The organism is Arthrobacter sp. P4_F11 (assembly GCF_056401395.1).
In genome coordinates this window covers 88,688-102,975 of the sequence record NZ_JBFUJK010000010.1, presented here as the reverse complement: position 1 = coordinate 102,975, position 14,288 = coordinate 88,688, and the positions used below count along the sequence as shown (strand labels likewise).

12 protein-coding genes are annotated in these 14,288 nt (G+C 67.6%); 8 read left to right on the top strand and 4 right to left on the bottom strand.

Annotated features, from left to right (window positions below):
• Positions 1-60: 60 nt before the first annotated feature.
• The gene (locus tag AC1DRO_RS12865; protein ID WP_476951092.1) at positions 61-783 is read right to left on the bottom strand and encodes a DUF4166 domain-containing protein; all 723 of its coding nucleotides are present in this window, start codon (positions 781-783) and stop codon (positions 61-63) included.
• Positions 784-974: 191 nt separating this feature from the next.
• On the opposite strand from AC1DRO_RS12865, the gene mtrA reads away from it, so the two are divergent.
• The 7 genes from mtrA to secA all read left to right on the top strand — a co-directional run bounded on the left by mtrA (position 975) and on the right by secA (position 11,455).
• Positions 975-1,649 carry an MtrAB system response regulator MtrA gene (gene mtrA, locus AC1DRO_RS12860; protein WP_026538469.1) on the top strand — a complete coding sequence of 225 codons (675 nt, stop codon included), beginning with the start codon at positions 975-977 and terminating at the stop codon, positions 1,647-1,649.
• Positions 1,650-1,737: 88 nt separating this feature from the next.
• Complete coding sequence (gene mtrB, locus AC1DRO_RS12855) at positions 1,738-3,660, top strand: MtrAB system histidine kinase MtrB (protein WP_476951091.1); 1,923 nt, start codon at positions 1,738-1,740, stop codon at positions 3,658-3,660.
• Entirely contained in the window at positions 3,657-5,375 is a 1,719-nt protein-coding gene (locus AC1DRO_RS12850; RefSeq protein ID WP_476951090.1) for an LpqB family beta-propeller domain-containing protein, read from the top strand. The genes mtrB and AC1DRO_RS12850 overlap by 4 nt, the downstream gene beginning before the upstream one ends.
• Before the next feature lie 139 nt (positions 5,376-5,514).
• Positions 5,515-6,465, top strand: coding sequence for a ComF family protein (locus tag AC1DRO_RS12845; RefSeq protein ID WP_476951089.1), 951 nt, complete (start codon positions 5,515-5,517; stop codon positions 6,463-6,465).
• Between the two features lie 171 nt (positions 6,466-6,636).
• Positions 6,637-7,362 carry a ribosome hibernation-promoting factor, HPF/YfiA family gene (gene hpf / locus AC1DRO_RS12840; protein ID WP_476951088.1) on the top strand — a complete coding sequence of 242 codons (726 nt, stop codon included), beginning with the start codon at positions 6,637-6,639 and terminating at the stop codon, positions 7,360-7,362.
• 33 nt (positions 7,363-7,395) lie between these two features.
• Positions 7,396-8,613: a winged helix-turn-helix domain-containing protein gene (locus tag AC1DRO_RS12835; RefSeq protein ID WP_476951087.1), complete on the top strand. Its 1,218-nt coding sequence runs from the start codon at positions 7,396-7,398 to the stop codon at positions 8,611-8,613.
• A 103-nt stretch (positions 8,614-8,716) separates the two neighbouring features.
• Complete coding sequence (gene secA, locus AC1DRO_RS12830) at positions 8,717-11,455, top strand: preprotein translocase subunit SecA (RefSeq protein WP_476951086.1); 2,739 nt, start codon at positions 8,717-8,719, stop codon at positions 11,453-11,455.
• A 246-nt stretch (positions 11,456-11,701) separates the two neighbouring features.
• Here secA and AC1DRO_RS12825 read toward each other — a convergent pair whose 3' ends face one another.
• Together AC1DRO_RS12825 and AC1DRO_RS12820 are read right to left on the bottom strand one after the other, a co-directional pair.
• The gene (locus tag AC1DRO_RS12825; protein WP_476951085.1) at positions 11,702-12,187 is read right to left on the bottom strand and encodes an Rv3235 family protein; all 486 of its coding nucleotides are present in this window, start codon (positions 12,185-12,187) and stop codon (positions 11,702-11,704) included.
• Positions 12,188-12,355: 168 nt separating this feature from the next.
• Complete coding sequence (locus tag AC1DRO_RS12820; RefSeq protein ID WP_476951084.1) at positions 12,356-13,165, bottom strand: LysM peptidoglycan-binding domain-containing protein; 810 nt, start codon at positions 13,163-13,165, stop codon at positions 12,356-12,358.
• A gap of 178 nt (positions 13,166-13,343) precedes the next feature.
• Here AC1DRO_RS12820 and AC1DRO_RS12815 point away from each other — a divergent pair, with 178 nt between their 5' ends.
• Positions 13,344-13,913: a hypothetical protein gene (locus AC1DRO_RS12815; RefSeq protein ID WP_476951083.1), complete on the top strand. Its 570-nt coding sequence runs from the start codon at positions 13,344-13,346 to the stop codon at positions 13,911-13,913.
• 14 nt (positions 13,914-13,927) lie between these two features.
• On the opposite strand, the gene AC1DRO_RS12810 is transcribed toward AC1DRO_RS12815, so the two are convergent.
• Complete coding sequence (locus tag AC1DRO_RS12810) at positions 13,928-14,149, bottom strand: helix-turn-helix domain-containing protein (protein WP_018775212.1); 222 nt, start codon at positions 14,147-14,149, stop codon at positions 13,928-13,930.
• Positions 14,150-14,288: the final 139 nt, after the last annotated feature.

Below are 14,288 nucleotides of genomic sequence, written 5' to 3'. Positions count from 1 at the left end.
ACCTTCGGCCGCCGGCGGCCCGGGGCGCAACCGGGTCCGCTGTGCCCCTGCTGGCCCCGGTCAGACCCTGCTTTCCCAGGCGTCCGGTCGGGCGTGACCTGGCAGGTAGCCCGGCGCCGCAATACCGCCGGGGTAGGGCTCGAGCCGGTAGTCGAAATGGCCGGCGTAGACCAGCACCAGCCCGAGCTGGGGCTGGATCACCTTGACCTGGATCCGGTGCCTGCCGCCGTCCTGCGGCTCCCACCACTGCTCGGCGTAGGCCTTGGCGTCGAGGGCCGCCGGCAGCGGAATCCGGAGCGGTCCCACGAACAGCCGCGACACCTCCGACACGCCGCGCAGCCGGCCCTCCGGTGTGACGCTGAGATTGAGGTCGGTGACGAGCCGCCGGTACCGGCCCACGTAATCCACGAGCCCGGGCCCACGCCCGCCGTTATCACTCCCGCCGTCATCAAAGCTGGTCGTGTCCTGGAACAGCCGGGTGGTGCCCGGGAAGAAGATTTCCCGGCGGGCCGTCAGGCTGGACCTGCCGAACGGGTCCAGGTGGGCGTGGTTCTCGATCCGGAAGCGGACGCCCTCGCCGTACTCGGGGAAGAAGGCCTGCTCGCCGGTGGTGAGCCGCAGCAGGGGACGCAGCCAGGCCTGCCGGCAGCCGACGACGTCGAACACCCCCTCGCCGACGCCGTAGTGGCCGGAACCCGGTGCCAAAGCAAAGTATTCTTGAAGCTCCGGCTGCAGTCGGGCAAAGTCGCTGCCCAGGGCTCGCTGGTAGATCGGGGTGTTCACGGGTTCCTCCTGCGGTCCGGGCCGGTTCACTGGGCCTGTCCACAGCATGCAGGACAACGCGGCAATTGTCACAGCGTCCCATGCATCGGCGCGGTTCCGGCGGGGTTCCGGCGGCGGTGGCGGGCCCGGTTGCACTATGCCGGTGGGCCGCCCGATACGACAAAGCCAATTCAATGGGGGAATATATAATTATGAAGGCACGCATTCTGGTAGTGGATGATGACGAGGCTCTGGCCGAGATGATCGGTATTGTGCTGCGCAATGACGGCTTCGAACCCGTCTTCTGCGCGGACGGCGCACAGGCGCTGGACGTGTTCCGCTCCTCCAAGCCGGACCTCGTCCTGCTCGACCTCATGCTTCCGGGGATGGACGGCATTGAGGTCTGCCGCCAGGTCCGTGCCGAGTCCGACGTCCCGATCGTGATGCTCACGGCCAAGGCGGATACCTCGGATGTGGTCCGCGGCCTCGAGTCCGGTGCCGATGACTATGTGCCCAAGCCGTTCAAACCCGCCGAGCTCGTCGCCCGGGTCCGGGCCAGGCTCCGCCCGGGTGACCAGAAGGCACCGGAAACCTTGCGGATCGCCGATGTCACGATCGACGTGGCCGGCCACCTGGTCAGCCGCGGCAACGACCGGATCTCCCTGACGCCGCTGGAATTCGACCTCCTCGTCGCCCTGGCCCGCAAGCCGTGGCAGGTGTTCACGCGCGAACTGCTCCTGGAGCAGGTCTGGGGCTACCGGCACGCCGCCGACACCCGCCTGGTCAATGTCCATGTCCAGCGGTTGAGGTCCAAGATCGAACGTGACCCGGAAGCCCCCGAAGTTGTATTGACGGTCCGTGGTGTCGGCTATAAAGCAGGTTCCTGAGCCTGCGGACCGCAGTGTCCGGCAGTCCATAGCAACGGACACGGCGCCGCCGGCCGAGTCATCCGCGGCGTCATCGCCAGAGACGTCCATGCCCCGTGCGCCCGAAACGCCCCGCGGCGGGCCGGGCCATTGGCGGCGTCTGGCCTTCCGGACCCGCTTGTGGGCCAAACGCGCGAGGATCGTTGGCGTCCGGGTCGCCCGGCTGGTCCGCACCGGGATGCAGCGCCTGTGGCCCGGCATCCTGTATCTGCTCCGGGCGGTACAGCGGAAGTGGCGGCGTTCGCTGCAGTTCCGGACGGTCCTGACCACGCTGATGCTGGCCATGGGCTCGTTCGCGGTGGTGGGCGCCTACCTGTCCAACCAGATCGCAAACAACCTGTTCCAGGAACGGCTCGCCCAGGCTGAATCGGAGACGCGCTACAACGTCAAGCAGGTCCAGGACACGTTCGACGGCGCCCAGGTCACCGACCAGTCCAGCGTCATCACCCTGGTCTATGACACCCTGAACGCGGTCGAAGGCCGCGGATCCGTGATCCAGCGGCGCTACGTCTTCGAGGCCATGCCGGAGCAGACCAAACCCCGCAACCGTTGGGTTGAATCCCGGGCCTCGGACCAACTCACCATCGGCGTCATCCCCCCGGACCTGCGCAAGGCTGTGCAGGACTCGGGCAAGGACCAGTACTGGGCGTCCACCCAGTTCCCGGTAGGGACCGAAGACCGGCCCGGCATCGCCGTCGGCAACAAGGTGACCTTCAACGGCACCGTCTACGAGCTCTACCTCATCTACGACCTCAACACGGCGCAGAAGACCCTCGACGAGATCCAGAATGTCCTGCTGGCCGGCGGCGCGCTGCTGGTGCTCATGATCGGCGGCGTCGCCTGGTATGTGACCCGCAACGTGGTCAGCCCGGTCAGCCATGCCGCCGTCGTCTCCGAGAAGCTCGCGGCCGGCCAGCTGCAGGAGCGCATGGTGGTCAAAGGCGAGGACGAGGTTGCCCGCCTGGGCGCCTCGTTCAACCACATGGCCGCAAGCCTCCAGGAGCAAATCACCCAGCTGGCCACGCTGTCCCAGATGCAGCAGCGGTTCGTCTCCGATGTCTCCCACGAACTCCGCACCCCGCTCACCACGGTGCGCATGGCCGCCGAAGTCCTTTATGACGCCCGCGAGGACTTCGACCCCATCAACAAGCGCTCCGCGGAGCTGCTCTACAACCAGGTGGAACGCTTCCAGTCGCTCCTGGCAGACCTGCTGGAAATCTCCCGCTTTGACGCCGGCGCCGCCACCCTGGACGCCGAGCCTACCGACATCGTCCAGCTTGTCGCGCATGTCATCGAGGGGGTGGCGCCCGTCGCGGCCGAATACGGGTCCGCCGTCACCCTCAACGCCCCGGCCGGCAGCGTCATTGTCGACATGGACGACCGCAGGATCGACCGGATCCTGCGCAACCTGATCCTGAACGCCCTCGAACACGGCGAGGGCCGGCCGGTCAACGTTTCCGTGGCCGCCAGCGGCACCGCCGTGGCCGTGGCCGTACGGGATCACGGAATCGGCATGACCCCGGCTGAGGCGGCGCGCGTCTTCGACCGCTTCTGGCGCGCCGATCCTGCCCGGGCCCGCACCACGGGCGGCAGCGGGCTGGGACTGTCCATTGCCGCCGAGGACACCAAGCTCCACGACGGCTGGCTGCAGGCCTGGGGGAGCAAGGGACAAGGGTCGAACTTCCGCCTGACCCTTCCCCTGCGCCGGGACGAGCCGATCACCAGGTCCCCGCTCCAGCTCGAACCGGTCAATGTCGGGCTCCCCGAGGCAGGCCGCCAGCGCACCGTGGTGTTGCTGGACCCGCTCCGGACCGCGGGCCGCGGGACCGGTGTTGAGGGTTCCGCGGACGGATTCGCAGAAGGCCTCGATGACGACTTTTCTGACGACGGCGGCAGCGGTGCCGCCGGCGGGGCTATCCCGGACGGCGGCTCGGCCGGCCCCCGGGGGACCGGGACGGAGGGCAGGGCATGAGTGGGGTTTCGGGCAGGTTTACCCGCGTGGGGGCTGCGCTGCTGGCGCTCATCCTGCTTCTGTTGACCTCGTGCGCCCAGATTCCGCGCTCGGGGCCGGTGGGCAAGAGCACGGACGAGAGTGCGGGAAACCCGAACGCCCCGGTCTTCTTTCCGGCCGCGCCGCGTCCCGGCGCCGGACCCGAAGCGGTGATCGAAGACTTCTACCTCGCCGGCAGCGGCTACGAGGACGACTACGCCGTGGCCCGGCAGTACCTCACCCAGGGTTCGTCGGTGACGTGGAAGCCGGACCAGCGGGCGCTCGTGTTCCGCAAGGCCACGGTGGTGGCCACCGGCGTCGAAAATGTCTTCAACTACCAGCTCGACCTCGCCTATTCGGTGGACGCCGACGGCGTGGCCACGCAGCTTCCCGACGGCACCACCGAAAACATACCCGTCACCGTGACCCAGGTGGACGGCGAGTGGCGAATCTCCGATCTTCCGGACGGCACGGCCATTCCGGAAGAGACCTTCAAGGTCATTTACGGCGCGTACCCGATCTACTTCTACGACCCCACGTTCACCTACGCGGTGCCCGACGTCCGGTGGTTCATCCGCAAGAAGACCGTCAAAGCCATGACGAGCGCACTCCTGGGCGGACCCGCCCCCTATCTCAAGGGCGCCGTCGTCAGCGCGTTCCCTTCAGGCATCAAGCTGGCCCGCGAATCAGTGCCCGTGGTATCCGGCGCCGCTCAGGTGGATCTCACCGCCAAGGACCTGGTCGAGGCCTCCAATGAGGACCGGCTGCGGATGCAGACGCAGCTTGCCCTGACGTTCCGCAGCCAGCCGGATGTGATCAACGTTGAGCTCCGGGCCAATCAGGACCTCGTGCGCGTCGAGGACAACGGCACGGTGCTGCCTCCGGTCCAGGACGAAAGCGTCCCCGCTTACCAGATCGCCGTCAGCAACAATGACCTGGTCCGGTACGAAAACAACAGGATTTCACCGCTCCCGGACGTCCGGTCCGTCGCAGCCCTCTCGCCCCGGGCGCCCGCGGAGTCCACCGAGTCGCAGGCGGCCGCGTTCCTCAACGCCGCCCGCACCACGCTGTACTCGATCGTTCCGGGCCAGCCCGCCAGGGCACTGACAACGCGGGCAGCGCTGTCCCGGCCTTCGTTCGGCCGCTATGACTGGGTCTGGACCGCCGGGCCGGGTGCCGGCGGCGCCACCGAGGTGGTGGCTTACCGGCCGGTCGGTGTGGCGGCGAACGCCAGCGTACCCACCGTGACCCTGTCGCCGGGATGGCTCTCGGGCCGGACGGTGAAGGAGTTCCGGATTTCCCGGGACGGCACACGGGCCCTCGTCATTTCGCAGCAGAACGGCAAGAGCAAGGTCCAGATCACCGGGATCATCCGGAACGCGGACGGCACCCCGAGGGACCTGACCGTGCCCCTGACCCTCCTGACCCCCCGGGATCCGGACCAAGGGGTCTGGGTGGATGACACCACCGTCGCGGTCATGAAGGCCTCCGCCAGCGATGCCGTCACCCCCGAGCTGTTGTCGCTGACCACTGCGCAGCCGCAGCAGCTGGCGCCGTGGCCCGGGCTGACGGCCCTCAGCGCAGGCAACGGACCGGCCGAGATTTACGGCCAGTCCGCGGAAGGGATCTTCCAGCGGCTGGGCAACGGCTGGTCACCGCAGCTCAAGGGCCCCATCGACCCCTCGTTCCCCGGCTGACTGACGCCCCCTCGGACGACGGCGGTGCCGCCGTCACCCGGATCCGGTGAAGGTTCCGCGAAAGGTTCCGGCCAGGGTGTTGTCCACATAGCGGGCCGCCGGGCTGCTACCTGGGGCGCACCCGGTCCAGGATCGGAGGATGGGCAGCCACACCACCCGGGTCCCGGCAGCGGACCCTGACCTTGCCCCGGCCACGGCCAGGGCGGCGCGCCACCGCGGGAGCTACGCGCGGCCGCTGGCGAGGCTGGGCGACCGGACAGCCGAAGCGGCGGCTGAGGTACTCGCCCTGGCCATTCCAGTGGACTGCGTCTGCTGCGGGGCGGAGGACTCGGCACTCTGCGGCGCGTGCTCCCGTAAGCTGCGCCTGCTGACGCTCAGGCCGTTCCGGGCAGAGGCCCAGGCTCCGGCCCTGATGGACATGGACGGCTCCGTGCTGCTGCCCGTGGTGGCGGCCGGGGCATACCGGGCCGAGCTGGCGCAGTGCCTGCTGTCCTTCAAAAGCCACGGGCAGGCCCGGCTGGGCGCCGAGCTGGCCCGGGGCCTGGCGCGCGCCCTCCAGGCCGCGTCCGGGCCCGGCCAAGGACTCGTCCTCGTCCCCGTGCCCACGAGCGCCGCCGCATACCGCAGGCGGGGCTTCAGCCCCGTCCATGTCCTGCTCCGTCGGCTCGGCCGCGGCGATGAAATCCCAGGGTTCACCGTCGCGGACGCGCTGCGGAAATCCGTGCCGCGCGCGCGGAACACGAAACCCCCGGCTTTGCCCCTGTGGGGCCGGTTGCGGGACGGCCCCACAGGGGCCGGCTCCCTGTCCGGCGGACAGAAGGGACTGGGCCGGGGTGAGCGCGCCCGGCGCGTTCGCGGATCCATCCGGGCCAGGTCCGGTCCGTGGCCTGCGCGGGTCGAAGGACGTGCCTGCATCATCGTCGATGACGTGCTGACCACCGGCGCCACCCTGGCGGAGGCGGCCCGTGCGCTCCGGGCCACGGGGGCCATTGTCAGCGGCGCCGTTGTGCTGGCCGCGACACGCCCGCCGGCCGCCACCGATGTCCGCGCCGCCATCCCCGCGGCGGCGCGGACGATCGGTGGGGGCTAAAAAAATAAACCGTAAAAGGATGAATAACAGGTGTCTATGAACTAACGTCGAAGATGGGTACCAAGAACAGATGTACCTGTCGATAGCGGCTCGGAAAGGGGCTCGACTGTCAGTCAGATCGGCCCCCGGGAAGTACCGCCGTCGTGTCACCGAAGTCATTTGGAGGGCACCATGGAGTTCATGATCAGCGGACGCAACTTGACGGTCTCAGACCGGTTCCGCGAATATGCCGACGACAAGATCTCAAAGATCGCGTCGTTGGGAGACAAGGTCCAGAGGGTAGACGCGAAGGTCACCAAAGAGACCAAAGCCCGCCAGACCGCCGAATCGCTCACGGTTGAGTTGACAGTCCTGGGACGCGGCCCAGTAATCCGCGCTGAAGCGAGTGCCGCCGACAAGTTCGCCGCGTTCGATCTCGCTTACAACAAGCTTCTTGAACGCCTGCGCAGGGCCAGGGACCGCAGAAAGGTCCACCACGGCCGGCATACCCCGAAGTCCGTCACCGAGGCGACGGCAGCCCTGGAGCCGGCCAGCCCCAGCGAACCCCTCTATGTGGAGGCGGCGCAGCAGCAGGGGACCCAGGCGACGGCGGCAGAGAAGTCGCCGTATGAGGTCGAGAACGATATTCCGGCCGGCGACTCGCCTGTACTGATCCGCCGGAAGGTGTTCGCCGCGTCCCAGCTCACCCTCGATGACGCCGTCGACAACATGGAACTTGTGGGTCACGACTTCTATCTTTTCGTGGACAAGGAGACCAAGGCGCCGTCGGTCGTCTACCGCCGTGACGGCTGGACCTACGGGGTCATCTCCCTCGACCAGACGTGCGAGCCCGGACATTCGAGTCTGGAAGACAAAATCCTGGCCTACCGTTCAGAGGATGAGCCCGCCAGCGCATAAGCTGGTGCAGACTTTTCCGACGAAGGGACTAACGTGCAAGCATCGCTGAGCCTGGCACAGGCACGGCGGATCGCGTTGGCAGCCCAGGGACTGGAGAAGGAACGGCCCACCGGACCCGTGAGTGCACGGGCGGTGGGCCGTACCTTTGCCCGGCTGCACCTGGTTCAGATCGACTCCGTCAATGTGGTGTCCCGCAGCCACTTCCTGCCCTTCTTCTCGCGGCTCGGCAACTACGACCGCACCATCCTGGCGCGCATGGCGGGGACCCACCCCCGCCGGATGATGGAGTACTGGGCCCACGAAGCCTGCTTCATCCGCCCGGACCACTTTCACGATCTCGTGCAGTGGCAGAGCCGCAAATGGGTGGGCGCGCACGCGATGGACCCCGAACTGCGCAACGGGGTGGCGGCCAAGATCCTGGAAACCCTGGCCGTCGGGAAGCCGCTGACCGCCGCCGAACTGACAGCCCGGCTCGGCCACGTGGAAGACCAGCAGCGGGACAACTGGGGCTGGAACTGGAACGCCGTCAAAAGGGTGCTGGAACATCTCTTCGAAGAGGGCCTTGTCTCCGCATCCTCGCGGACCGACTCCTTCGAACGGCGCTACACCCTCACCGCCCGGGTGCTCCCCGGACCGGGCAAGGAAGCGGCGGCACCCGAACCGGATGCGGCCGCGGCCATGGACCGGCTGATCGACGCCGCGGCCCAGGCCCACGGTATCGGGTCGGTGCGATGCTTCGCCGACTACTTCCGGACACCGCAGAAGGACGCCGCCGTCGCCGTCCGGAACCTCGTGGACAGCGGCCGGCTGCAGCCAGTCACAGTATCCGGCTGGGACCGGCCCGTGTACCGCCACGCGGAGGCGAAACTGCCGCGCTCGGCCACCGGCCGGGCGCTCCTGAGCCCCTTCGACTCCCTCGTGTTCGAACGCCGGCGGCTCGAGGAGCTCTTCGGGTTCCACTACCGGATCGAGATCTACACGCCCGAGCCGAAGCGGAAGTACGGCTACTACGTCCTGCCGTTCCTGCTCCGCGACGCGATCGTCGCACGGGTCGACCTCAAAGCGGACCGGGCCGGCGGGCGGCTCCTGGCCAGGGCCGCTCACGCCGAACCCGGCGCGCCGGAGGACACCGCCGTCGAACTCGCCGCGGAACTGCAGCTCATGGCAGAGTGGCTGGGACTGGACGACGTAGTTGTCTCGCCAATGGGGAACCTTGCGCCGGCGCTCGCCGAAGCCGTGGCTGCCCGGTAAACCGCACTATCCGCTGTGAGGGAACAGGCGCCACCGGCCTTGCGTCTCTCCCGTAGACTAAACACGCCAGAATTCGGCAGCTTGAGACTGGGAGCAACTTCACGTGGCATCACTTATCGAAAAACTTCTCCGCACGGGTGACAAAAAAACCCTGCGGCAACTGCGGAACTATGCCGATTCCATCAATGCCCTGGAGAGCTCCTTCCAGACCTTCACGGACGCCGAGCTCCGTGAAGAAACTGACCGGCTGCGCGAACGCCACCAGGCCGGCGAGAAGCTCGACGATCTGCTGCCCGAAGCGTTCGCGGCCGTGCGCGAGGCCTCGTCCCGTACCCTCGGCATGCGCCACTTCGATGTCCAGCTCATGGGCGGCGCCGCCCTGCACCTGGGCAACATCGCGGAAATGAAGACCGGTGAAGGCAAAACCCTGGTGGCCACCGCTCCGGCCTACCTCAACGCCCTCACCGGCAAGGGCGTCCACGTCGTCACCGTGAACGACTACCTCGCCGAATACCAGTCAGACCTCATGGGCCGCGTCTACCGCTTCCTCGGCCTCACCAGCGGCTGCATCCTCTCCAACCAGGACCCTGCGCTGCGCCGCGAACAGTACGCCGCGGACATCACTTACGGAACGAACAACGAATTCGGCTTCGACTACCTGCGCGACAACATGGCGTGGGACAGCTCGGAACTCGTCCAGCGCGGCCACCATTTCGCCATCGTCGACGAAGTGGACTCGATCCTCATCGACGAGGCCCGCACCCCGCTCATCATCTCCGGTCCGGCCCAGGGGGACACCAACCGCTGGTACAGCGAATTCGCCAAGGTCGTCACACGCCTGCAGGCCGAGACCGACTACGAGGTCGATGAGAAGAAGCGCACCGTCGGTGTCCTCGAGGCCGGCATTGAAAAGGTCGAGGACTACCTCGGCATCCACAACCTCTACGAGTCCGCCAACACGCCCCTGATCGGCTTCCTGAACAACGCCATTAAGGCCAAGGAGCTGTTCAAGCGCGACAAGGACTACGTCATCCTCGACGGCGAGGTGCTGATCGTCGATGAGCACACCGGCCGCATTCTCGCCGGCCGCCGCTACAACGAAGGCATGCACCAGGCCATCGAAGCCAAGGAAGGCGTCGAGATCAAGGCCGAGAACCAGACGCTCGCCACCGTGACGCTGCAGAACTACTTCCGCATGTACGACAAGCTCGCGGGCATGACCGGCACGGCCGAGACCGAGGCCGCCGAGTTCATGAGCACCTACAAGCTCGGCGTCGTTGCCATCCCGACCAACCGCGACATGACACGGATCGACCAGGCCGACCTCGTCTACAAGAACGAGACCGTCAAATTCGACGCAGTCGTCAAGGACATCGCCGAACGCCACGAAAACGGCCAGCCTGTCCTCGTCGGCACCACCAGCGTCGAGAAGAGCGAATACCTCTCCCGGCTGCTGGCCAAGGAAGGCGTCCGGCACGAGGTCCTGAACGCCAAGAACCACGCCCGTGAAGCGTCCATCGTGGCCCAGGCCGGCCGCAAGGCCGCCGTCACGGTCGCCACCAACATGGCCGGCCGCGGTACCGACATCATGCTCGGCGGCAACGCGGAATTCACCGCCGTCGCCGAAATGACCAAGCGCGGCCTGGACCCGGAGGAGAACTCCGAGGAATACGAGGCCGCGTGGCCCGAGGTATTCGAATCCGCCAAGCAGTCCGTCAAGGACGAACACGAGGAAGTCCTCAACCTGGGCGGGCTCTACGTGCTCGGCACCGAACGGCACGAGTCCCGCCGCATCGACAACCAGCTCCGCGGCCGTTCCGGACGCCAGGGCGACCCCGGCGAGTCCCGGTTCTACCTCTCCCTGACCGATGACCTGATGCGCCTGTTCAACTCCGGCGCGGCCGAGCGGCTCATGAACAGCTCGGTGCCCGACGACGTCGCACTCGAATCCAAGCTCGTCTCGCGCGCCATCGCCTCGGCCCAGGGCCAGGTGGAAGGCCGCAACGCCGAACAGCGCAAGAACGTGCTGAAGTACGACGACGTCCTGAACCGCCAGCGCGAAGCGATCTACGGCGACCGGCGCCGCATCCTCGAAGGCGATGACCTCCACGAGAAGGTCCAGTACTTCCTGGAAGACACCATCAACGCCTTCATCGACGAAGCCACCGCCGAGGGCACCGGCGATGACTGGGACTTCAACCTCCTGTGGTCCAACCTCAAGACCCTGTACCCCGTGAGCTTCACCCCGCGCGACGTCATTGACGAGGCCGGCGGCAAGTCCCGGATCACGACCGAGTTCCTCCGGGAAGAGATCCTTTCCGATGCCCGTCTGGTCTACCAGGCCAGGGAGCAGGCGATTGGCTCCGAGAGCATGCGCGAACTCGAGCGCCGGGTGGTCCTTTCCGTCATCGGGCGCAAGTGGCAGGAACACCTCTACGAGATGGACTACCTCAAGGAGGGCATCGGACTGCGCGCCATGGCCCAGCGCGACCCCCTGGTGGAGTACCAGCGCGAGGGCTTCATCATGTTCCAGGCCATGATGGAGGCCATCCGCGAGGAGAGCGTCGGCTTCCTGTTCAACCTCGACGTCGAAGTGACGCCGGCCGAAGACGTTGTGGTGGCGGACGCCGAGGGCCAGCACACCGAACACCACGAGCCGCAGATCCATGCTGCCGGGCTCGAAGCCCCGGAGAAACCCGCGCAGCTGCAGTACACCGCCCCTGGCGAGGACGGTGCCGCCCAGACCCGGATCGAGGCGAAGGTCTCCGGACGTTCGGGAAACCCGGCCAAGGCCGCGGCACAGGACATCGGCCGCCGCGCTGCGAAGAAGAAGCGGCGCTAGGCACGAGGCCAACACGGGGGGACCGGAGCATTTGCTCCGGTCCCCCCGTGTTTGCGCCTCCCTTCCCTTACATGCCGGGCATTCCCTTGCAGACCGGGGCTGGTTCCGCAGGTTCCTGCCCGTTGCTGCCTTCGGCCGGCTACTGGCTTCTGCCGGTTCTCTGCCTGTCTGTCGCTGGTCCTCTGTTCGTTTTCTGCGGACTCTTTGCCTGTTTTCCGCGGACTCTTGTGCCTGCGGCGATGCCGTTCAGCCGATCTCCAGCACGGTGACGCGCCAGGACGCCGTGCCGCGCTCCAGCCGCAGCGCGACCGCGCGAACCCGTGATTCCTCGACCACCACCGCGCTGGCCTCGTAGACGTCATCCGACACGCGGCAGGCCCGGACGGACCTGACGGACGGGTTGCGGTGCAGCCTGCCCGCCGTTGGCGAGCTGCCGGAGGCAACCCGGCGGGTCAATGCAGCTCGGTGCTGCAGGGCCGCCAGGCAGCGCGGGTCCAGGCGCCGGGAGAGCTGCTGTGCGGGCCGCGTCCCGGCCAGCACTTCGATCGCCGCCTGCACGGTGCTCCGGGAAATCGCACAAATCTCGCGGGCCTCGTCAACTACGCGCAACGGCGGCGGGGCCGCAGTGGCGTGGTTGGCCGGTGGTGTTGCCGTGCCGGACACAACCCGGAGGGCGGGGGCGTGCGGGACGGGGGTCGCCGCGGCTGAGCGGATCCCGGTGACTGCGTTCATGACGGTTCCTTTGCTGATGGCTGGTGCGGGTGGCTGGCGGCTGATGCGGGTGGCTGGTGGCTGATGCGGGTGGCTGGAACCGGGCGAATCTTCCGACCGGCTTGTCCTGTGGCCTTCGGTGGGCCGGGGCCGGGGCCGGAGGTGCGGCCCGGCCTGTGGTGCGGCCCCCTAGCGCGGCGGCGGGAGGACCAGGACCTGTCCGGGCCGCAGGAAGTGCGGGTCGGCTCCGATAGCGTCGCGGTTGCCCGCATAGAGCCGGGGCCACTCTCTGGCGATGTCGGCGTCGGAAGCCAACGGCCCCAGCGCCGCCGTGGCGATGCTCCACAGCGAATCGCCGGACCGGACCGTGACCTCCCTGCGGGCGCCGGGGAAGTCCTGTGTGCGTACGTGGCGTGCAGCCAGCGGCCCGGCATCCACGATCGGGCTCAGCGGCTTCCACCGCGGATCCAGCGCGGAACCGGCTCCCGGCCCTTGTGGCTCCGGTGCCAGGGCCTCCCCGGGTGACGGAGTCCAGGATGCCGATACCGCTGCCGGACCGGGTCTTTCCGGTCCGGGCCCGCCAGGCGCAGTGGCCGCGCTGGCCAGCGGTGCCGTCAGCAGCTGCAGTCCGATGGCGGCGAGCACCAGCCGCCGCATGAACGCCGGGCTGAACCGGCCCGTGGCGGCCGCCGCGCGGGTCCGGCCGAGGCGGTCCAGCAGTGCCGCCGCGACGGCGAAAGCGAGCGACATCACCCACCACGTCACGACAATCAGCCCGGCCGTATTTGCCACGATCCCGAGCTGGTCCTCGAAGGACAGCGACTGCCGGCGTGCCGAGCCGGACTGCCAGCGCTGAATCAGGAAACTTCCCGTAGCTGCGAGGAAGATCCCGAGCAGCAGGATGGCGGCGGCCATGGCGGCGTCGGCCCGGACTGTTTGTCCGGGCAGGGGGACGGGCAGTGGCCGGTCCCCGGGTTGCGGCATCGCTGTCCGGTCCATGGGCTGTTCCTCCAGTCGAAATTGATACCATTTGATGGTGTTTAATGTCAGTTGATAATTTCTAAGGCCTTTTAATGAAGTCTGATCCTGTTGTGCTCCGTTTGTCTAGACGCAGCCCGAGCCTGTGGATAGGAGGCCTCGGATTGACCAGTGCGGGAGGGCCGCCTACGCTGGCGCCATGCGGTGGGACGCCTTGTTTGCGGACATGGAGGCACAGCTGGCCGCGCGCCAGCGGCTGGAATTAGAGGCTGAAATAGCCGAGCGTGCACTCGTGGACTCTGCGGGAGTGCAGCTCGCGGACCGGCTCCGCGGGTCCCTCGGGCTCAGTATCCGCGTGCATTTGTCCTCGGGGCGGGCGTTCGAGGGAGTGCTGACCCACGCGGGCAGCGAGGCCCTGGTCCTTGATGAGCCCCAACACCAGGTACTCATTCCCTACGCCGCGGCCGCGCACTATGGGGGTCTTTCGCGGGTGGCGGTCTCCGAACCGTCAATCGTCCGCCGGCGGCTCGGTTTGGGCAGCGCCCTCCGCGGACTCGCCAGGAACCGTGCACGGGTGACGATCTTTGCTGGTCACGGGAGGGCAGATGCGGGGCTCCACGGCATCATCGACATGGTCGGCAGGGACTTCCTGGACTTGGCCGTGATACGGGACGGCGGGGAACGGCCTCCGGCGAACGCCCGGCAGGTGCTTGCCATCCCCTTCAGCGCCCTCGCGGGCATCAGGTCCGTAGGTGTCGCGGGCGGCTAGTCAGCCCGCCCGGTTCAGCTTCCGGCGGACTTCGCCTTGGCCTCTTCGATCATGCGACTGGCCTCGGCATAGCGCTCCTGGATGTACTGCTCGAGCATCTTCTCCTCGACGCGCCACTGGCCGCGTCCGCCCACCTGGATTGCCTTCAGCTCGCCGCTGCGAACGAGCGCGTAGGCGGCCGGAGAGTTGATCTGGAGCTGCTCGGCAACGTCAGCGAGAGTCAGGAATCGGGGCATGAATCCATTTTGCCACCCTTGAGGCCTACTGGTGCCGTTATCCACAGTTTGCGCCTGTTTGGCCCCGGATCTTCCACCCGGGCGGCCCGGGCGCAACAATAGGGGTGCCCGGCATCCGGGAATGGACGGCGACGACAGG